This window comes from Pontibacter sp. JAM-7, from assembly GCF_048548695.2.
Taxonomy (GTDB): domain Bacteria; phylum Pseudomonadota; class Gammaproteobacteria; order Pseudomonadales; family Balneatricaceae; genus Neptuniibacter.
In genome coordinates this window covers 158,934-175,334 of sequence record NZ_JBLYIF020000002.1, presented here as the reverse complement: position 1 = coordinate 175,334, position 16,401 = coordinate 158,934, and the positions used below count along the sequence as shown (strand labels likewise).

Sequence of the window (16,401 nt, the reverse complement as noted above, 5' to 3'; positions counted from 1 at the left end):
TTAAGCCTCCTGATTAGCAGCGGCGTGCTGCAGGTTGGATTTATGGGTTTTGTAGGCGTCGATCAGCTGGGTGCGCTCGATGCTTCCCTCGGCCCATTTCGTTGCTTCAGCCTTCCACTCATTCAGATCTTTCTCTGATGAACAGTTGGCTAGATGCTCAAGCAGGGCAGCCACCGGCGTTGTCTCTACATCACCGAAGTCCGGCATGTCAGGTGCGGGTGTCTTTGCTGGGGCTTCCAGTTTTGCGCTCAGGCTGGTGCTTGATTCTGAAGCGCTACTCTCGAAATAATCACTGATGCGAGCCCCTTCCTTGATGGCGTTATAAACACCGGTCAGATCGGCAATATCGTCAGTGGTGACATTGTCCAGGCTGTGGCCGATGTATTTGCCAAGCATGTCCACACTGATTCCGTAAACTGAAAATATGGCGATCATACGGCTGGTGCGGTCTTTCAGGCTTTCTGTATTGTTGCCTGCAAGTGTTTTGCGGCACTCAGCAATACCAATAGCAACCAGTGATTTAGGGACCAGTGCGAGAATACGACCACGCATCTGTTTGCTGGCGATGTTGGCTATGCGGTTATCGATGTCTGCCTGGTCATGTAGAGGCCGTGACATCTTTTTCCGCGTGCTCTTGTCGGTGTAATCCAGCACATGATTCACGGTGATTTGGCGGGTTGAGCGGTTGTTCTTTTCTACATCCCATGCATACACTTCCACCTCTGACTTGCCGGCACTACGCGATAGCTCCCGGTGCCCGTACTGGAAGTTGCTGTACACCCGAGCTACTTCCTCAGCAAACCGAATAGACGGACCTGATCCGCGATTAGGCACAGAGTAGAAGGCCGATTCTGCGAACTCTGGTGATTTGCACACGTCAAGCAGTTCTGCGGTTGCTTCACTGATGCTACGCGGAAACATCTTTGCCAGTTGGATCTGGCCACGGGCTTCAGCGATGGCGCGTTCTTGTTCGATGGCGACAGCACCTTGATTGATAGCCTCGTTTTGTTTTGGGCGATCAAACGGATTCTCTTGCGGCGGCATGGTGGCTACGTTGCTCATGGGTTCCCCTTATGCTGCCCAGGCTGGCAGATAGATTTTCTGGATACCGTCTTGATAGGCGGGCCAGTGGCCGGTACGCTGACACTCAGCCAGTAAATCCAGAGCGGCATCGATTTTGTCAGCCGCCTTAGCCAGCATGTCGCTATCGGCTTCGTAGATTTGTACGGCGAATGGAGCTGATTTCTCAACAACCACCCATGCCCAGGTATCTGGACGGGTGCCGGTGGCTTTCTCGATACCGCGCAAATACCACTCAGCACTGATGTGATAGCCAAGGTTGGCGATCTGTTTGGCAAAGTCGCCGGGGCTGGCATCAGTTGTGGTTTTCAGATCCGCAACCACACCAATATCAGGACGCCAGATGTCAGGACGGCATTTGCACAGCAGGCCATCGCGCTCCATCCAGTAAACCGAGTGCTCGTTCTGACTGCCGCGCAGAAGGTTGGCGGCGGTAGGGTGAGCCAGTACCGCGTTAGCAATTTCGGCGGCACTGTCTAATTCTGTGAGCAATACCGGGGTGCGGTTGCCTGCGAATTCAGCCGCTTCTTTGTATGCCTTGGTGGTGCGTGTACTGGCGTCGATGATCAGGTAATCGTGTTCTAGTTCGTCTGGTTCCAGCACCATCGTATGCACCAGTGAACCCATCAGCATGGCGGCTGTGGATTCAGTCCGGTTGCCGTCGATGTACTGGTGCTTGTAGTGCAGAGGCGACTTCAGCAGCAGTTTAAGGGCGGAACTGCTCAGACCTTCGCCTGCGTGGTAGTCGGCATTAGGGATGCCGGGAAATACGCCGGTCTTGTCCTGCTGTATATCAAACGGATTTGCTGGCGCATTCATGCTGCGTTCTCCTGTTCTGTACCGCGCCGAATCCATTTAACGCGGTAGCCGTTATCAATAAGTTTCTGAGCTGACCGCTGGTTCAGGACGGTGATTTTCATGCCGCAGCCTCTTGCTTTAGCGCTGTCAGATCAGCAATCAGATGATCCAGCTTGCGGTGTAATAATTTTTCATCCGCCTGCAGATAAATCCGATCATCAATAATCCGCTCTCTGGTAAAGCCATCTTGGTACTCAACGTCTGCCGGATGCGCATAGACCGTTAGGTTATCAACGTGGCCTGAGTAGTCGCAGAACACATGGGCAATGTTTGCCTGGCTGATTTCAATGGCCAGCGTTTGGATGGTGCAAAGTTTTTCGGTGATTGTGTTCATTAGGAACCTCTGGCTTTATTCAGTGCTTTCTCTGCGTGATACAGAAGCATGTCTGGGTCTGATACGAAGTCGTGCATAACGAAGGCTTCAAGCGCTTCGTACAGATCAGGCGCGGCGGCAATCAGGCTGGCATCGGCTTTGTTGCCTGTTGTTACCTTGCCAACCATGCCTTCAGGCCCGTCTCTGTAGATGTTTATTCCGTGCGCAATAGATTGCTCTATCACTTTCCCGTGCTGCTCTGTTGTGGAAAAAACAGACCATGAGCCCGGCGTAAATTTTGGTTCGCTCATGCCGCCTCTCCGTCCTGTTCCTGCAGTTCATCAAAATGCATCAGCACAGCCTGTACGCAGTTCAGCTTTTTGAATAACTGGATGCAGGCTTGTATGCGTGGCAGGTTGATAGCGATCTGGACGCCATCACCTCTGTTGCTCAGCACAGCAAAATCGTCTTCTGCGTCATCTACACGCGGGTAGAGGTCTTCTACACAGCCGGTTTCGGTGAGCAGTAGAACCTCAGCCGCCGAAAACAGGGCATGCCTGGTATCCAGTCTGGCGATGGTGAGCGTGTCTTTGTCCATCCAGTACTTGTCCTCAGATACCCCTTTGCGGGTCAGTTCAAGATCACCCACCATCAAGGATTTGGTGACGAACAGTTCAGCGGCATAGCTGAAAACGGCCTGCGGGTTTGCGATATACATGGTCACCTCAAATTCCTGATTCTGACTTAATGGCTTTAATCGCCACCTTGCGGGCCTGAGTGCGAATAAACGCTTCCCGGTCATGGTGGTGCTGGGTGTGTGCTGCCATGAGCTGTTCTGAGGTCATGGTGTCAGCATGCTTAAACGCACGGTTAAATCCTTCGGATTGATAAAACGCTTCAAAGGCATCTTCTGCGCGGTGATAGCTGCCGGCAGCGTAAAAAGGCTGGCCCTTATCCCAGTGCTTCATTACCTGTGCCGTTTTGTCTTCAACTGCGGTTGAACGGTCAGCGGGGTGATTCCAGTCGATACCTGAAATCAGGCTGTTGATGTAACTTCCAATGCTCGCTTCAGTCATGGTTAGTCCCTCACAGTGTTCCGTTGCCAATTTCCCAGACCACCCAGCAGATAAACGCAGCTGGCGAGGATAGGGCGGTTAGGGTGTAAATCAGTTTCATACTCGGCCACCCACGTTGTAGGTGCGGGCGGTTCTGTATGTGGTACGGGGTGCCCGGGTGCGGCGCATGTCCAGGTCGCTGTTTTGCATGACTGCACCCAATACCAGCGCCATCATCAGCAGGTGCATGCGGTGGAGTGCGCCCAGGTCGATCAATTTATTGATGGCAATCACCACATCCGCTTTCGCCATGCCCAACTTGTAATAGATGCTCTGCCAGTATTTCTTTACCGCCTCGGCGCTGACGTGCATCTCTGTGGCGGTTTCTTTATGGCTCAGGCCATTCATGCGGCAGACGGTCACACGCGCCTCACCGGGGGTCAGATTGCCGCCAAATGGCAAACGCATGGGGGTGCATTCCCACTGGTCCCTTGCATATCCATTTGCTGTGCGTGTGATCATATTTGATTACCCTTAGACACTTTTGTTAAGCAAAGTATTACCCATGGGTAATCAATAATCAATACCTAAAGGTAACTTTAATGTTATTCGACAGATTTTTAGGAAAAACTCTTAATAAGTTCAGGTGTTCAGATGTGGCAGACTTGAGCTGCGGGGCTGATACATAGGGAATTAGAATGAAGCAATGGGGAATGATCGCTCTACTCTGGGTTGCGCCTTATCTACTGGGCTTTGAACTGGGGTTTATTGGGTATGCGATATGGGTGCCTATCGCAATTGTGATTGTAATTGTTGCGAATTCATTATTGGATGTTCAGAAGATAAGCGCAGACAGTGATGCAATCGACGCCGTGGAATTAGTACGGGAATTTTCCGTAGCTGGCGTTAGCCATCGCAAACAAGTTGTGCTTAAGCATTTCAGCAAAGGCACACCAAAGCTGTTCCTTATGGCCGAACCTGACAACCAGCATGATAAAAATGCGATAGCTGTGTACGCAGTAAGCGGTTTGAGATCGGGATTAGTTGGCTATATGCCAAAAGATATGGCAAAAATAATCAGCGACTTAGGTATTGTTAAAGATATATCGGTTGATTGCTTAAAGTTTTGGTCTGGTGATTACGGCGGGGTTAAGATTTATGCATCCCTGGAGTGCGATAAATCCATTATTAAAACGATTTCAGAAGGGGCTATCGAGAGTTTAAATGAGGCCGCCGAAGAGAGCTTAAGATGATCAATGGGCTGAACTTGAAAATTACTTTCTTTTGTTGCATGTCAGCGATATTAATATGGCCCTCGACTGTGTTCTCTGAGAATGAATACCTCCGCCAGGTTTGTGATGCAATCCAAAATCATCAAGAAAAACAGATTTGTCTTCGAGATGTCAGGCGACAAGAACGAAGAGCGGCTGAGGCTGATACGCGGCAGCTAAAGATAACAGCGGCAGAAGAGAGAAACACCCGAAAAGAACGCCTGGAAAAATGGAAATTAGATTCAAATTACCCTGTTTACGGAAGTTATTGTGGATATGATTTTGATTGTTGGTTAAGCCTTATTCATGACCATAGCTATAGACAGCCCGGCTGGAGCGCCTGCAAACGTGAGATAAAAAATGCTGCTGGTGATCGAAAATGGCGTGGACGTCAGCTATCAGAATCCTTGAACAGCTATCTACATAATCCGAACCTGCATCCTATGGTGGTTGGTTATAAAGGTGTAGATCTGGAGATACGAAGCCAAAACGGTGTTTGGGAGCGTAAAATATTTTTATGCAACTATGATTACGCAGAGCAAAAGGTTTTGGAGTTGCAGATAAAACCATTACCGCCAAGCAGATAATATTCAAATTATCTGGAAAAGGTTAGGTATATGGATGGCTTGGTTGATACAGCCAACTAGGAGGAAAATTATGCGATGGATAGCAGCGATGGCACTGCTGATTTCAATTAACGCTCAGGCGGCCCGCTTTACTGCCCCCGATGGCACCATTGTGATGGAGGGGCAACCTGTATCTAAGGTGCTGATTCACTTTGGCAATCCGTTAAATGTGAACAAGCAGGTCGTCTGCGGCGACCAGAAACGTGATTATTGTGCCCGCTGGGTCACGATAGAGCGCTGGTATTACAGACTGGATGGTATTTACTGGACGCTGGTTGTGGCTGGCGGCACTGTGCAGAAGATCAGCTGGACACGGTGATGCTGGTATTAACCTTAAAAATGGGCCAAAAGGTCAGAATAGGGGATCAGATAGTGTTCTGGTGCGACCATGACGGCCCTGCAAGGCGGCAGCTCTACCCGATCATAAGGGTGATGGTGGAAGCGCCGAAAGAGGTTGGAGTGGTGCGGGGAGAACTGGTGAAGGAGTAGTCTAGACTACACTTGTTTACGCAATTCCCCTTGCCATTTTCTAGCCAAACTTTCAAATTCCTTGAAAGCGTTTGGATGGGTTTTCTGGATATCTTTGATGTACTCTTCAGCGTCTTCAAAGTGATTGATGTAAGTTGATCTCATCCAGCTTTTATAGAATCCCTCATCAAGAATTTCTTTCCTGATCGAGATCGCTATAAGCTCGTAATGATTCAAAAAATTATCCACTTCTGTTTTCGCTTTGCGCTCTGAGTCTGTTTCAGCAAATAGAAGTGTTTTTAAGCCAGAAGACCTTTTTCGCTCAGAAGAAAAAACGGTATAGATACGCTCGAAATACTCATCGCTTTCACTTTTGAGTATCACGTCAAGCGTAGCTCTTTTCCTGGCGATTTCGCGGTTAGTTTTGATGGCATTGAGCGCAACAGCAGCACCAACCCCAGCAGAAACCAAAATGGCCAGAGGGGAAACCCACTGGCCACTGGTGATAAGCTCTACCGTGCAAGTTACTGGATCAGTCACGGTGTCCTTCGTTAGCAATACGCATAATTAATCCCCTTTGATTTGTTGCTTATCTGATATGACAGCCAGTCTAAAACATTTTGTTAATGTTTTTTTATCTATTAGACTAAAGTATTAGAAAAATAGTCTTACATTACATATCCGGCTTTTCTGATGAATAGCTTAGATCTTCAACTTAACTTCCCTGACCACCCCAACGATTCTGCAGTTGCCGTTGATGTGGATTGTCCCATAATTCGGATTAAGTGGTTTCAAATAATGCTGGCCAGCATCGATGACCAGCTTCTTGAATGTTACTTCGTCGCTGTCCTCAAGTTTGGCAACCACCAGGCTTCCATTGTCAGCTCTGGCGTTTGGGTCAACCAGTATTAAGTAGCCCTCTGGGATGCTTAAGCCAGCCGGTGAGGTCATGCTGTCACCGGTTACACGTAACCAGAATGACTGATCGCTGTACTGAGCGCCTGCTTCTTCCCAGCATTCAGCATCGCCTGGCTGAAAGAGATCAATTGCTTCCTTCCATGCCCCGGCTTGGACGCTGCTGATCACTGGATATTTTCGCATCTGGCCCTGATCTGGGGCGTATGTGAGATTGGAGGGCTCACGGACTTCTTGTGCTAACTGATTGGTCTCTACAAGGATGTCTGCCATCAGTTCTGGGTAGTCATCGCTAACACTGTGACCAAGTTGTTTCAGTCTATCGCAAACATAATTTGGGAATGCTGGATCATCAAACTCGTATTTTGCCAGGCCAATTGATTGCTCAATCTGATCACGTAGATCCTCGCCAATATTTTTCATTGGCACCTTCATTAAGCACCGAGAAATATAACTCGGATCTATTCCTACAGCCTCACCTAAGCGGCGTTTTGAGCCGCGTGCGTCGCCATATAGCGCATGAAGAAGGGCCCGCAAATTATTACGGCGAATAAATTTGATATCCATTTAAGCATCATCTTTTTAAATTACCTGAAGGTAAATGTCCTAAAGGTATTGATTTATGATTACCCTTGGGTAATGATTAAGCGTGTTTAGGAGGATGTGCTTTATGCCAATTAGAAACGACGCTCTGCTTACATGGGCCAAATCAGCCGACGATGAGGCTATTAAGCGGACTGGAACAACCAGGGCTTATTTGCTGCAAATTGCATACGGCAATAAACCTGCGTCACCTATGGTTGCTGCTCAAATTGAGATTGAAACTAATAAATTGGTTACCCGGCAGCAATTGCGCCCAGAGGATTGGCAGCGTATCTGGCCAGAAATCTGTGCCGCCTAACAATCACGCCCTCAGTATCCCCACTGCAGGGCGTTTCTTTTATGACGGCAAGGGTATGGGGATTTGTACAGGCTTCACACTGGTGCTCTAGCGCTTTGGCTGTTTCGACAGCCCTTTTTTAAGCCTCTTTGCGAAGGGGTTTAAGAAAGTAGGGGAGCAGCGATCTGCACTTACACCCGTCCTCGGGCGGGATTTTTAACAGGAGATAGGCGAATGAAAGTGACTCTTGAATGGATGAAGAAGCTAATCAATTCAAACCGCCCTATAAACGAAGGCGTTATCGGCAGCGGAACATCTAACAGCGAAGTTGATGGGCTGTAAGACTCCAGCGATACCCGACCCACGGCGGGGCAGTTGAAACCGTGGGCAACGGAGAGTGGTTTGCATAGAGCTGGGCGAGAAATCCATGCAATAGGTATCTACCAGACCACTGCCCGTTATGATGAATGCGCAGGCTGATGCGTTACAAGATAGCGGCAATAACTCGGTAAGGCCCATGTGGCACGACGTAACCCCGCAATGCCGGAGATCAGCACCGGCCATCGCAACAACCAGCCAGCAAGAAGGTGCAGCCGAGGTCATAGATTGATGCTGCAGCAGCGGACTAAGCCGGAGTGACGCCCGGCGGCTGGCACCAAACATAAGCGAACCTGTAAGCATTCCTTGCAGGTTCAGAAGGGGATAGGGGATATGCGAAAGACGAGAATCATTGCCGCCTGCCTGGTGCTGTCTGTACCAGTCTCAGCCGCGCCTGATATGAGTCAGGTGCTGTACGAACAAGCCCATGCGCTCTGTTATCACGCATCTACTCATCTCCGATATTTCCGTGATGCGCTTGATGAATTTCAGCGTAACACCGGAGCAACCCTAAATGATCAAAACGCTAGCCGCCTAATTTACCTTAATTGCATGAGTTTCCAGTATGGCTCTCATTTCGAAAGCCTGGCGCAGAAGTTGATCAGTGAGAAGAACATATGAATGTTCGCTCATTCGCCATCTACGCTTCAGCGCTTATCGCTTGTGGATCTTCCGGTCAGCACCACTCTTTTCGCCCGCAGCCTAAAAGAAAGACAAAGCTTTGCCTGCAATGCGGCGAAGAGCATCAGCATAACAACGCTTTTTGTAGTGCTGAATGCTGCAAAAGCTACCAGAGGAAGCCCATCTAATGTCTCTACCACAAAACAACAAAAAAATCCTTTGCCCTGGGGCAAAAGACTTCTGTCAGTTCATCAGGGTAGGGTGAGTTCATTCAATGAGTGCAATGCTAATGGTGCAGGCGATGAAAGCTAAAGTTGGCAACACGGCGAGCAAAATGGTGCTGGTGAAGTTGGCAGAGTGTGCCAATGACGACACTCACCAGTGCTGGCCGTCTATGCAACACATCGCTGACCATTGCGAGATGGGCAAAAGCACGGTTAAGAAACATATCAAAGCACTGGCTGAACTGGGGTTTATCTCTGTTACAACCCGAAATGATGGCAACAGCAGCAATCTGTATACGCTCACCCTTGATAAAGGTCAGAACATTGAAAGAACTGTTCACTCAAGAACAGTAGACGATGGACAGACAGGGTCAGGAGATGACCCAGTCACGAGCGAACCCGGTCACGAGATGACCCCCACAGGGTCAGGAGATGACCCCCTGACAGGGTCAGGAGGTGACCCCAGAACCTGTAACTCTTTTGAACCTGTCATTGAACCTAAAACACTTTGCGCAAAACAATCCGCCGAACAGCGCTTTGCCGAGTGGTATGAGAACTACCCCAACAAGAAATCCAGAGCGAGGGCGCTCAAGGCGTTCACCAAGCTCAACCCTGACGACCTGCTGTTGCAACGCATGATCCATGCGCTGAAGTCTCAGATCGAAAATCGGGAACGTGCCAAAACCGCTGGCGTATGGGCACCGGACTGGAAACATCCAGAGACGTGGCTGAACGGCCAATGCTGGGAAGACGACCTGATCGAAATACCTGACCCTCACACCGGAGGCAACCATGACAAAGCAAGTATCCGAATACATGGCCAAAGGTTATCAACCGTTGACCGGCAGCATGCCATCGTCAGACAGCGCCATGCGCAACGCGAAGGTGAGCGCGGAGGTGGTCGATTCAGTGACGCAGTTGTGGCTTCGTATGAGTGAGATTTACGGCAGCCAGTTTGCCAACCAGTTTGGCGATGTGGATGGCGAAGGTTTCCAGACCTGGTGCCTTGGCCTGCGTGACCAGACCGCACAGAGCATCAAACGCGGGTTTTCCAAACTACTGCAGCGTGAGAGCAAATTTGTGCCGAACCTCAACGAGTTCCGCGACCTGTGCTCACCGTCACTGGCAGAACTCGGCATTCCGTCTGAGCACGAGGCGTACACCGAAGCGGCCATGAACGCCCGTCGTGTGACACGCCACCCGTGGAGCCACCCGATTGTCTACCACGCTGGCAGCCAGACCGGCTGGTTCATGCTGGTGCGTGAAGCGGAAGCCAAAACCCGCCCCGCCTTCAAGAAAATCTACGCCGCGTTGATTGAGCGCATCCGTGCAGGTGAAGTGTTTCAGTTGCCAGAACGGGCCTCAAACCAGTTAGAGCACCACACCCATGGTGATCGTGTCACCACTCAGCAGAGCCGAAAAGCAGGTGAGAAAGCGCTGAACAGCCTGAAGGAGTCATTCCGGTGAGCACCCAACTCGAACGCGATTACGCTGCCGCACTGCGCACCATCCGCCGGTTGGAAAAAGACAACAGCACCATGCGCAAAGACATGCACAAGCTCTGCGGCCAGGCACTCGCGGTCAGAGGGGCTTCAGAGGTGAAAAGCGCCGCCCAGCAGTATTGGGATAAACACCAGCTCTACACCCTGGATAACGTAACGCAGCTGTGCAGCTATCCGTCCTGTGATTGTCCAGAGGTGAGGGATGAAGAGCCGGCGCATTGCGCCAAAGGCTACAAACAGGGTGGCAAATTATGAACCTCGTTGCCCTTGGCCAATGGCTGGCAAAAACAGTCCATGATCCGCGCAATATTCAGCCCGGTGAATGGCCGCTTATCAGCCACATTTACAACGCAGCGGATGCGGATGAATGGGAAGAAATTAAAGCCGTGGCAAAGACGTATTCAAAGAACGTGGTTAACGGCCCGGGTGAGAACAGTCGGGCAGCAAAGCGGGCATCAAGGAACATTCATTCAGTGATGAAAAGACAGAATCAGTGGTACAAGCCGGCAGAGGTTAAGTGATGCAACCGACACATAAACAGGGTTACACAGCGGAATCTGACCCGCACGGCACAGACCCGCATTCACCCGGCGCAAAGCTGGATCACGGTAAGAACCGGCTTGGTCTGGTCTTGAATGGATTTCCCCTGGCGCTGATGGCGGTAGGTGAGGTTGGCACCTATGGCGCAAACAAATACACCGATAACGGCTGGAAGCAGGTTCCGGACGGGATTAACCGCTACACCGATGCGATGTATCGCCATCTGTTTGCTGAGGCAGCAGGGCAACTGACTGACAGCGATACCGAACTGCTACACGCCGCCCATGCTGCCTGGAATGCGCTGGCACGGCTGAATCTGATGTTGGAGGGGAAAGGTTAATGGCTTCAAGAGGCATCAACAAAGTCATTTTAGTAGGCAACCTTGGTGGCGATCCTGAAGTGCGCTACATGCCCAACGGTAATGCGGTGACCAATATCACCTTGGCCACCAGTGAAAGCTGGAAGGACAAGCAGACCGGTAATCAGGAAACCCGGACTGAGTGGCATAAAGTGATTTTCTTCAACCGTCTTGCTGAAGTAGCAGGCGAATACCTGCGCAAAGGCAGCAAGGTGTATGTGGAAGGCTCACTGCGCACCCGTAAATGGCAGGATCAAAGCGGCCAAGATCGTTACACCACTGAGATAGTCGCCAGCGATATGCAGATGCTGGATAGCCGCGATAGTGGAGCGCAGAACACGGCTCAGGCTCCACAACAGCAGTCTGGCCAGCAACAGCCGCCGCGCACAGACCGGAATGCAAACGGTACGCAGAAGTCCTATACAGCACCGCCGCCGATGGATTTCCCGGATGACGATATCCCGTTCATGCGGGCCTATGCGGGCATGGAGTTGATGGTATGAGCGCCCACGGCTTTGTTTGCGGTCCGTGATTGTATGAGATCGACGGCGGTGTCCGGCTGTAATGCCTTGTTATATGCGTGTTTGAGGACTTGAGTGTGACCCAACTCGCCCGCCAGATCACCCGCACCATCAAGTCAGACGCAGATAAGCAGCATCTGGTGCGCTATCTGGTGGGTATAGACCAGTACCCGATGCACGTTGCAATTAAACCCGGCAAAGAGCCGCGCAGCCTGCAGCAGAACCGCCTGCAGTTTCAGTGGATGAATGACGCTGAGGGGCAGGGGGACCATACCGCCACGGAGTACCGCGCCCTGTGCAAGTTGCACTTTGGCGTACCGCTGCTGTGTGAGCATGACGAGGAGTTCAGAGAGGCATGGCAACGCATTCTGGATATGGGCCTGACCTACGAGCAGCGCCTGTATCTGATGGGTGAGCCGGTGAATATGCCCATCACCAGCCGCATGAGTGTTGCGGTAATGACGCAGTATTTGAACCGTATCTGGGACCACTTCACGGGCAAGGGCTTTGTGCTAACCGACCCGGCGCAGATGGGTATCGAGGATTATCAGAAATGGTTGGGAGAATCAGAAAGATGATCCAGCCTCGCCAGCGCACCTGCAAACTCAAACAACCCGGCTGTCATGGCAAATACACGCCATTCAACACTTTGCAGGCCTGTTGCCCTAATCCAAAGTGCGCGATTGAAGCTGGACGGCTGACAGAGGCGAAAAAGAACCGCCAGGCGCTACGGGATTTTCGCAAGCGAAACAAGCCGCGCAGTAAATGGCTGAAAGAGGCGCAGGCGGCGTTCAACAAATGGGTCAGGCTACGGGACCAAGGTAAGCCCTGCATCAGCTGCGGATCATTACCCGAACAGAAATACGGCGGCACCATGGATGCTGGCCACTATCGTTCTGTCGGGGCATGTCCTGCACTGCGGTTTGAAGAATTCAACTGCCACGCCCAGTGTGTCAGATGTAACCAGCACCTGTCCGGTAACACCGTGGAATACCGCATTCGATTGGTGAAGCGCATCGGCCAGCAGCGGGTTGACTGGCTGGAGGGTGAACACGAACCGAAGAAATACAGCATTGAAGAACTGAAAGCGATTAAAGCGCACTACGCGGAGCAGGCGCGGGTGTTACAGAAGGCCGGTTGAACTTTAGAGGGGGGCGCAATGGCCATCAGTAAGCATATGCAGAGCACCATCGACACACTTGTGAGCATCTACCTCAATCACCTTGAGCGGTATGTGTACGAGGCAGGCTGTCACGGTATGGGCACGCTGGGGAAGATTATCGACTTCCAGGGTGATCCGCCGCCGCCATCGGGCATGGACAGGAGCAACGATAAACTGATTGATGAAACCCTGAAGATGCGGGAGGAGCATGCGCTGTTTGCATCGGCTCGTTACCTGTTCGGTTGGAAGCATGACTGCAACCACTGCGGCAAGGCGTACCCGGTGGTGAATGAAAACGGCAAACGTATTCTGATGGTGCCTAATGTCTGCCCGGTCTGCCATGGCAATCGATTCATCCTGCTGAAAGGCGAACTGCCCGAGAGCAACACGCTGGTATTGCTGGCCGAAGGGTTTTATGCACGCAAAAAACTAAAACAACACCAGATTGCAGACCGGATGGGACTGACAGAGAGGCAGTACGAAGGACGGCTGAAAAAAGGCCGTGAATTGATGGCAGAAGAAATCCAGCGCATTCGCCGCTTCCGTGAAGCAGGCGTGATGGGCGATGAATTTAAAGCGGTGGTGGGGGGAGAGTGATGGACTACAGCAAGCTGAGTGATTTTGAGATTAACAAGCGGGTGGCTGAGGTTCTCGAAATCCTTGACTACACCGTAGAGGACAAAGGGGTCAGAGTTAGGGTTAACGCTGGTCCGATGGTTGTTCCATGTCCGTTTGACCCATGCAACAACCCTTCAGACGCATTGCCGATTATTGTTGAGAATGAGATAGGCATTACGTTTGGCACTGAGCAAGGTAGCGCAGTAGCTGTTGTCGGTAAGGACTTTTATCAGCATGTAGAAAGTAAAAACAAACTACTCCGCGCAGCAATGGTTGTATTTTTGATGATGAAAGAAAAACAAGATTAAAAAACCAGCCTGTCGGGAGACACGCCATGCAAGATATGAAGCAACTGGAAGGGCTTAAGTAAGCCATAAATGGCGGCGTGAAATCAGATTAAAAAATATACATCTTTCCCTTGAAAGACCAAGGGAAAAGCTATAGGATTATTCTAAATTGGTCTTAGTGACCGCAGAACACAGAACCTCGCCTCGGCGGGGTTTTTTTGTGCCTGAAGTTTCGCGTACCTGTGCCTTTTAAGTAGGCGCTCAGGGGATGTACGGGTGCGTGAATATATGCCGGTGAAGCCGAATTTCCGCTGATTGGATTTTGGCCGAGGAATCCCCGTAGCCACCCATATATGAACGGACTTGACTGCTATCAGCAGCGGTTGATGAAGGGCGAAGGCTGCCAGAGTGCCTTTTAATTTATCGGCCAGCGTCCTGGCTGCCCCTTCTACGCCCCTTTGCGTATCGGCCAGGGCGCTGACCCATAAGAGAAAATATGCACTCGTTTAAGTTCTCCAAGCGGTCCATAGACAATCTGAAGGGCGTACACCCTGAACTGGTGTTAGTGGCCAGCCGTGCGCTGATGTATTCCAGCATCGACTTTGCCATTACCGATGGCGTGAGAACGGAAGAAGAACAAAAACAACTCGTTGCACAAGGCAAGTCCAGAACCCTTAACAGTAAGCACCTGACCGGAGATGCCATTGATGTGATGGCATATGTTGACGGCAAGGGCAATTGGACGTGGGATCTGTATGTGGATATTTCCGAATCATTCAAGAAAGCCGCTGACGAGTTGGGTATTAAGATCCGCTGGGGTGGCGACTGGAAAACATTCAAAGACGGCCCCCATTTTGAGCGGGCTATTTGACTGGCTGACAAATCAACCCTCACCTATGGAGGGAACGAGTTTCTTATTCCTATAGGTGGATTGATATGGACGTACCGTGGCAGGTATTTGCTGTTGCGCTGGGTCTTTGCGGCTTCCTGATACTGATGATCTGGAACATGAAAAGCGCCCAGATCGACAATCTCTCAAGACAATTGGCAAAGTATAAAGCCGACCTTGAGAACTGCGTTAAGGAGCCAAACCATCTGCGCGATATTGATGCGCTGAGTGACCATGTGAGTGGGGCGGTGATGCGGGTGGAGAAGGATCTCGCCAAAGAGAGCAGCGAGCGCAAGGAAGGCCATAAGGATCTGCAGAATAAGTATGAGCGTTTAAACAGCGAACAGCAGGCCATTAATATCAAGCTTGCACAGGATGGCCGATGAAAGTTCTCTTGGTCGATGACAACAAAACCACCCGGATTCTGATCCCGGAATTACTGAAGAAGAAACAATCCTCACTGGCTGAAGGCGTGGTGATTGATACCTGCGCATCAGGCGAGGACTGTCTGAAGGTCTTCAGAGATTACGATGTGATCGTGATGGACTGGAATCTGGAAGGGATGTCTGGCGTGGAAACCTGCCAGCGCATCCGTGAACTGAGCAACGGACAAAGCCCGATTGTTATCATCCTGACGGGCAAGCATGACCGCTACGAAGACGAGCAAGTTTATAAGAGCGGCGCACGCCACTTCCTTGATAAGTTCGACCCTGACATGCTTTACAAACTGCTGTGGAACCTTCGCCTGGCAGAGAACCATTTGCAACGCCGTGGCATGCGGTCATTGGCCACAGCATGAATCCACCCATGATTGGCATGCGGAAGGTCTACTGTGCCGCTGTAGCGCATAGCACCAACACTGTATTGCTGATCTTCGGTGTAATTGATGGGGATCAGTACGTTTCCCTCTCTGGCATGCTGTTCGGCTTCTTAGGTCTGGCTAACAGCGCAGAACACCTCAGCAAGCGAGCACAGAATGAACGTTAAGCTGATCATTACTGCAATCATCCTTGTATTAGTGACTGGCATCTTCTGGCTGGTGCAGGACAGAGGCCAGCGTAAGGCCGAATACGACCAGCTCGAAACCACACTAAAGACCGCAGCCACCCAACTGACTAAACAGCAGGCCGCCAGAGTAGAGACTGACCGGCAACTGGCTGAATCCCGCACTCAACAACAGAGGTTGCAACGTGAAACAGAACGGCTCAGAAAAGCAATTCAGCAGTCAGCTGATCGCTGCGCCTCTACTGTTATCAGTCCTGACGTTGTTGACGGGGTGCAAACCTACCGTAATCACTGAGACAATCCGTGAGCCTGTCCCTGCTGCATGGCTAGTCCCTCTGCCTGCGCCTGATTTATCCGGCACCTATGGCGAGTACATCGCTCAGTGCGAGCAGGTAGTGAAACAGTGCAACGCAGACAAGCAAGATATTAAGCGGTGGTCAGATGCCAAGACGGATACCCAAGGCCTGTAGAAAGCAAGGCTGCCCGTGCACAACAAACCATCGCAGCGGCTACTGTGACAACCACTTGAGCGAGTCATGGGAAGCACACCATCAAGGCAAGACAGCATCCCAGCGTGGATATGGTTCAGCCTGGAAGCGTAAGCGCAAGCAGATCATGGAACGCGATAATGGATTGTGTCAGCCATGTCTGCAGAGTAATCGAATCACAGCAGCTGTAGCGGTTGACCACATCATCCCGAAGGCTCAAGGCGGCACAGACGCAGACACCAACCTGCAAGCGATCTGCAAGACCTGCCACGACGCAAAGACAGCAGATGAGTCCAGGCGGTCACGATAGGGGGAGGGGGGATCAAATCTCTACAGACTCCA

General features: G+C 51.0%; 30 protein-coding genes. 21 read left to right on the top strand and 9 right to left on the bottom strand.

Annotated features, from left to right (window positions below; translation table 11 throughout):
- The 7 genes from ACFVYJ_RS03105 to ACFVYJ_RS03075 form a co-directional block, all read right to left on the bottom strand.
- Nucleotides 1–1,062: a hypothetical protein gene (locus tag ACFVYJ_RS03105; RefSeq protein WP_419413767.1), complete on the bottom strand. Its 1,062-nt coding sequence runs from the start codon at nt 1,060–1,062 to the stop codon at nt 1–3.
- 9 nt (nt 1,063–1,071) lie between these two features.
- Nucleotides 1,072–1,899: a PD-(D/E)XK nuclease-like domain-containing protein gene (locus ACFVYJ_RS03100; protein WP_419413768.1), complete on the bottom strand. Its 828-nt coding sequence runs from the start codon at nt 1,897–1,899 to the stop codon at nt 1,072–1,074.
- Between the two features lie 97 nt (nt 1,900–1,996).
- Nucleotides 1,997–2,272 (bottom strand): hypothetical protein, encoded by a 276-nt coding sequence (locus ACFVYJ_RS03095; RefSeq protein WP_419413769.1) that lies wholly within the window; start codon nt 2,270–2,272, stop codon nt 1,997–1,999.
- Nucleotides 2,272–2,562 (bottom strand): hypothetical protein, encoded by a 291-nt coding sequence (locus tag ACFVYJ_RS03090; protein WP_419413770.1) that lies wholly within the window; start codon nt 2,560–2,562, stop codon nt 2,272–2,274. The genes ACFVYJ_RS03095 and ACFVYJ_RS03090 overlap by 1 nt, the downstream gene beginning before the upstream one ends.
- Entirely contained in the window at nt 2,559–2,969 is a 411-nt protein-coding gene (locus tag ACFVYJ_RS03085) for a hypothetical protein (RefSeq protein ID WP_419413771.1), read from the bottom strand. The genes ACFVYJ_RS03090 and ACFVYJ_RS03085 overlap by 4 nt, the downstream gene beginning before the upstream one ends.
- A 7-nt stretch (nt 2,970–2,976) precedes the next feature.
- A complete protein-coding gene (locus tag ACFVYJ_RS03080) occupies nt 2,977–3,327 on the bottom strand; it encodes a hypothetical protein (protein ID WP_419413772.1) in 351 nt (116 codons plus the stop codon).
- A 96-nt stretch (nt 3,328–3,423) separates the two neighbouring features.
- Nucleotides 3,424–3,774, bottom strand: a complete 351-nt coding sequence (locus ACFVYJ_RS03075) for a helix-turn-helix transcriptional regulator (protein WP_419413773.1) — start codon at nt 3,772–3,774, stop codon at nt 3,424–3,426.
- A 230-nt stretch (nt 3,775–4,004) separates the two neighbouring features.
- Here ACFVYJ_RS03075 and ACFVYJ_RS03070 point away from each other — a divergent pair, with 230 nt between their 5' ends.
- From ACFVYJ_RS03070 to ACFVYJ_RS03060, 3 genes are all read left to right on the top strand, one after another.
- Nucleotides 4,005–4,559: an HIRAN domain-containing protein gene (locus tag ACFVYJ_RS03070; RefSeq protein ID WP_419413774.1), complete on the top strand. Its 555-nt coding sequence runs from the start codon at nt 4,005–4,007 to the stop codon at nt 4,557–4,559.
- The gene (locus tag ACFVYJ_RS03065) at nt 4,556–5,164 is read left to right on the top strand and encodes a hypothetical protein (protein ID WP_419413775.1); all 609 of its coding nucleotides are present in this window, start codon (nt 4,556–4,558) and stop codon (nt 5,162–5,164) included. The genes ACFVYJ_RS03070 and ACFVYJ_RS03065 overlap by 4 nt, the downstream gene beginning before the upstream one ends.
- Before the next feature lie 70 nt (nt 5,165–5,234).
- A complete protein-coding gene (locus tag ACFVYJ_RS03060; protein WP_419413776.1) occupies nt 5,235–5,522 on the top strand; it encodes a hypothetical protein in 288 nt (95 codons plus the stop codon).
- A 176-nt stretch (nt 5,523–5,698) separates the two neighbouring features.
- Here the strand turns inward: ACFVYJ_RS03060 and ACFVYJ_RS03055 are convergent, their stop codons facing one another.
- Nucleotides 5,699–6,211 (bottom strand): DUF4760 domain-containing protein, encoded by a 513-nt coding sequence (locus ACFVYJ_RS03055; RefSeq protein WP_419413777.1) that lies wholly within the window; start codon nt 6,209–6,211, stop codon nt 5,699–5,701.
- Nucleotides 6,212–6,373: 162 nt separating this feature from the next.
- The gene (locus tag ACFVYJ_RS03050; protein ID WP_419413778.1) at nt 6,374–7,153 is read right to left on the bottom strand and encodes a LexA family protein; all 780 of its coding nucleotides are present in this window, start codon (nt 7,151–7,153) and stop codon (nt 6,374–6,376) included.
- Nucleotides 7,154–8,177: 1,024 nt separating this feature from the next.
- Between ACFVYJ_RS03050 and ACFVYJ_RS03045 the strand changes: the two genes are divergently transcribed.
- The 18 genes from ACFVYJ_RS03045 (at nt 8,178) to ACFVYJ_RS02960 (ending at nt 16,369) form a co-directional block, all read left to right on the top strand.
- On the top strand, nt 8,178–8,465 hold the full coding sequence (locus tag ACFVYJ_RS03045) for a hypothetical protein (RefSeq protein ID WP_419413779.1): 288 nt from the start codon (nt 8,178–8,180) through the stop codon (nt 8,463–8,465).
- Nucleotides 8,466–8,739: 274 nt separating this feature from the next.
- Complete coding sequence (locus ACFVYJ_RS03040; protein ID WP_419413781.1) at nt 8,740–9,627, top strand: helix-turn-helix domain-containing protein; 888 nt, start codon at nt 8,740–8,742, stop codon at nt 9,625–9,627.
- Nucleotides 9,620–10,156 (top strand): replication protein P, encoded by a 537-nt coding sequence (locus tag ACFVYJ_RS03035; RefSeq protein ID WP_419413782.1) that lies wholly within the window; start codon nt 9,620–9,622, stop codon nt 10,154–10,156. Before ACFVYJ_RS03040 ends, ACFVYJ_RS03035 begins: the two co-directional genes overlap by 8 nt.
- Nucleotides 10,153–10,446, top strand: a complete 294-nt coding sequence (locus ACFVYJ_RS03030; protein ID WP_419413783.1) for a hypothetical protein — start codon at nt 10,153–10,155, stop codon at nt 10,444–10,446. Before ACFVYJ_RS03035 ends, ACFVYJ_RS03030 begins: the two co-directional genes overlap by 4 nt.
- Complete coding sequence (locus tag ACFVYJ_RS03025; protein ID WP_419413784.1) at nt 10,443–10,712, top strand: hypothetical protein; 270 nt, start codon at nt 10,443–10,445, stop codon at nt 10,710–10,712. The genes ACFVYJ_RS03030 and ACFVYJ_RS03025 overlap by 4 nt, the downstream gene beginning before the upstream one ends.
- The gene (locus ACFVYJ_RS03020) at nt 10,712–11,071 is read left to right on the top strand and encodes a dATP/dGTP diphosphohydrolase domain-containing protein (RefSeq protein WP_419413785.1); all 360 of its coding nucleotides are present in this window, start codon (nt 10,712–10,714) and stop codon (nt 11,069–11,071) included. Before ACFVYJ_RS03025 ends, ACFVYJ_RS03020 begins: the two co-directional genes overlap by 1 nt.
- Complete coding sequence (gene ssb / locus ACFVYJ_RS03015) at nt 11,071–11,592, top strand: single-stranded DNA-binding protein (RefSeq protein WP_419413786.1); 522 nt, start codon at nt 11,071–11,073, stop codon at nt 11,590–11,592. Before ACFVYJ_RS03020 ends, ssb begins: the two co-directional genes overlap by 1 nt.
- Before the next feature lie 95 nt (nt 11,593–11,687).
- Nucleotides 11,688–12,188 carry a hypothetical protein gene (locus ACFVYJ_RS03010; RefSeq protein ID WP_419413787.1) on the top strand — a complete coding sequence of 167 codons (501 nt, stop codon included), beginning with the start codon at nt 11,688–11,690 and terminating at the stop codon, nt 12,186–12,188.
- Nucleotides 12,185–12,751 carry a recombination protein NinG gene (locus ACFVYJ_RS03005; protein WP_419413788.1) on the top strand — a complete coding sequence of 189 codons (567 nt, stop codon included), beginning with the start codon at nt 12,185–12,187 and terminating at the stop codon, nt 12,749–12,751. The genes ACFVYJ_RS03010 and ACFVYJ_RS03005 overlap by 4 nt, the downstream gene beginning before the upstream one ends.
- An 18-nt stretch (nt 12,752–12,769) precedes the next feature.
- Nucleotides 12,770–13,369, top strand: coding sequence for a hypothetical protein (locus ACFVYJ_RS03000; protein ID WP_419413789.1), 600 nt, complete (start codon nt 12,770–12,772; stop codon nt 13,367–13,369).
- Nucleotides 13,369–13,698 carry a phage protein NinX family protein gene (locus ACFVYJ_RS02995; RefSeq protein ID WP_419413790.1) on the top strand — a complete coding sequence of 110 codons (330 nt, stop codon included), beginning with the start codon at nt 13,369–13,371 and terminating at the stop codon, nt 13,696–13,698. The genes ACFVYJ_RS03000 and ACFVYJ_RS02995 overlap by 1 nt, the downstream gene beginning before the upstream one ends.
- Before the next feature lie 475 nt (nt 13,699–14,173).
- On the top strand, nt 14,174–14,548 hold the full coding sequence (locus ACFVYJ_RS02990; protein WP_419413791.1) for a M15 family metallopeptidase: 375 nt from the start codon (nt 14,174–14,176) through the stop codon (nt 14,546–14,548).
- A 65-nt stretch (nt 14,549–14,613) separates the two neighbouring features.
- Nucleotides 14,614–14,952, top strand: a complete 339-nt coding sequence (locus ACFVYJ_RS02985; protein ID WP_419413792.1) for a hypothetical protein — start codon at nt 14,614–14,616, stop codon at nt 14,950–14,952.
- Nucleotides 14,949–15,365, top strand: coding sequence for a response regulator (locus ACFVYJ_RS02980; protein ID WP_419413793.1), 417 nt, complete (start codon nt 14,949–14,951; stop codon nt 15,363–15,365). The genes ACFVYJ_RS02985 and ACFVYJ_RS02980 overlap by 4 nt, the downstream gene beginning before the upstream one ends.
- Nucleotides 15,366–15,373: 8 nt before the next feature.
- On the top strand, nt 15,374–15,553 hold the full coding sequence (locus ACFVYJ_RS02975; RefSeq protein WP_463254859.1) for a hypothetical protein: 180 nt from the start codon (nt 15,374–15,376) through the stop codon (nt 15,551–15,553).
- On the top strand, nt 15,543–15,866 hold the full coding sequence (locus tag ACFVYJ_RS02970) for a hypothetical protein (RefSeq protein WP_419413842.1): 324 nt from the start codon (nt 15,543–15,545) through the stop codon (nt 15,864–15,866). The genes ACFVYJ_RS02975 and ACFVYJ_RS02970 overlap by 11 nt, the downstream gene beginning before the upstream one ends.
- On the top strand, nt 15,757–16,041 hold the full coding sequence (lysC, locus tag ACFVYJ_RS02965) for an Rz1-like lysis system protein LysC (protein ID WP_419413795.1): 285 nt from the start codon (nt 15,757–15,759) through the stop codon (nt 16,039–16,041). Before ACFVYJ_RS02970 ends, lysC begins: the two co-directional genes overlap by 110 nt.
- Nucleotides 16,013–16,369 (top strand): HNH endonuclease, encoded by a 357-nt coding sequence (locus ACFVYJ_RS02960; RefSeq protein WP_463254858.1) that lies wholly within the window; start codon nt 16,013–16,015, stop codon nt 16,367–16,369. The genes lysC and ACFVYJ_RS02960 overlap by 29 nt, the downstream gene beginning before the upstream one ends.
- Nucleotides 16,370–16,401 lie beyond the last annotated feature (32 nt).

Bases quoted from the DNA above. Each gene is read 5' to 3' on its own strand.
- ACFVYJ_RS02990 (WP_419413791.1), top strand. From the start codon at position 14,174: ATGCACTCGTTTAAGTTCTCCAAGCGGTCCATAGACAATCTGAAGGGC.
- ACFVYJ_RS03070 (WP_419413774.1), top strand. From the start codon at position 4,005: ATGAAGCAATGGGGAATGATCGCTCTACTCTGGGTTGCGCCTTATCTA.
- ACFVYJ_RS03080 (WP_419413772.1), bottom strand. From the start codon at position 3,327: ATGACTGAAGCGAGCATTGGAAGTTACATCAACAGCCTGATTTCAGGT.
- ACFVYJ_RS02970 (WP_419413842.1), top strand. From the start codon at position 15,543: ATGAACGTTAAGCTGATCATTACTGCAATCATCCTTGTATTAGTGACT.
- ACFVYJ_RS03100 (WP_419413768.1), bottom strand. From the start codon at position 1,899: ATGAATGCGCCAGCAAATCCGTTTGATATACAGCAGGACAAGACCGGC.
- ACFVYJ_RS02975 (WP_463254859.1), top strand. From the start codon at position 15,374: ATGATTGGCATGCGGAAGGTCTACTGTGCCGCTGTAGCGCATAGCACC.
- ACFVYJ_RS02980 (WP_419413793.1), top strand. From the start codon at position 14,949: ATGAAAGTTCTCTTGGTCGATGACAACAAAACCACCCGGATTCTGATC.
- ACFVYJ_RS03040 (WP_419413781.1), top strand. From the start codon at position 8,740: ATGAGTGCAATGCTAATGGTGCAGGCGATGAAAGCTAAAGTTGGCAAC.
- ACFVYJ_RS03060 (WP_419413776.1), top strand. From the start codon at position 5,235: ATGCGATGGATAGCAGCGATGGCACTGCTGATTTCAATTAACGCTCAG.
- ACFVYJ_RS03025 (WP_419413784.1), top strand. From the start codon at position 10,443: ATGAACCTCGTTGCCCTTGGCCAATGGCTGGCAAAAACAGTCCATGAT.
- ACFVYJ_RS03085 (WP_419413771.1), bottom strand. From the start codon at position 2,969: ATGTATATCGCAAACCCGCAGGCCGTTTTCAGCTATGCCGCTGAACTG.
- ACFVYJ_RS03090 (WP_419413770.1), bottom strand. From the start codon at position 2,562: ATGAGCGAACCAAAATTTACGCCGGGCTCATGGTCTGTTTTTTCCACA.
- ACFVYJ_RS03035 (WP_419413782.1), top strand. From the start codon at position 9,620: ATGAGTGAGATTTACGGCAGCCAGTTTGCCAACCAGTTTGGCGATGTG.
- ACFVYJ_RS03005 (WP_419413788.1), top strand. From the start codon at position 12,185: ATGATCCAGCCTCGCCAGCGCACCTGCAAACTCAAACAACCCGGCTGT.
- ACFVYJ_RS03000 (WP_419413789.1), top strand. From the start codon at position 12,770: ATGGCCATCAGTAAGCATATGCAGAGCACCATCGACACACTTGTGAGC.
- ACFVYJ_RS02960 (WP_463254858.1), top strand. From the start codon at position 16,013: ATGCCAAGACGGATACCCAAGGCCTGTAGAAAGCAAGGCTGCCCGTGC.
- ACFVYJ_RS03045 (WP_419413779.1), top strand. From the start codon at position 8,178: ATGCGAAAGACGAGAATCATTGCCGCCTGCCTGGTGCTGTCTGTACCA.
- ACFVYJ_RS03020 (WP_419413785.1), top strand. From the start codon at position 10,712: ATGCAACCGACACATAAACAGGGTTACACAGCGGAATCTGACCCGCAC.
- ssb (WP_419413786.1), top strand. From the start codon at position 11,071: ATGGCTTCAAGAGGCATCAACAAAGTCATTTTAGTAGGCAACCTTGGT.
- ACFVYJ_RS03065 (WP_419413775.1), top strand. From the start codon at position 4,556: ATGATCAATGGGCTGAACTTGAAAATTACTTTCTTTTGTTGCATGTCA.
- ACFVYJ_RS02985 (WP_419413792.1), top strand. From the start codon at position 14,614: ATGGACGTACCGTGGCAGGTATTTGCTGTTGCGCTGGGTCTTTGCGGC.
- ACFVYJ_RS02995 (WP_419413790.1), top strand. From the start codon at position 13,369: ATGGACTACAGCAAGCTGAGTGATTTTGAGATTAACAAGCGGGTGGCT.
- ACFVYJ_RS03095 (WP_419413769.1), bottom strand. From the start codon at position 2,272: ATGAACACAATCACCGAAAAACTTTGCACCATCCAAACGCTGGCCATT.
- ACFVYJ_RS03050 (WP_419413778.1), bottom strand. From the start codon at position 7,153: ATGGATATCAAATTTATTCGCCGTAATAATTTGCGGGCCCTTCTTCAT.
- ACFVYJ_RS03105 (WP_419413767.1), bottom strand. From the start codon at position 1,062: ATGAGCAACGTAGCCACCATGCCGCCGCAAGAGAATCCGTTTGATCGC.
- ACFVYJ_RS03075 (WP_419413773.1), bottom strand. From the start codon at position 3,774: ATGCGTTTGCCATTTGGCGGCAATCTGACCCCCGGTGAGGCGCGTGTG.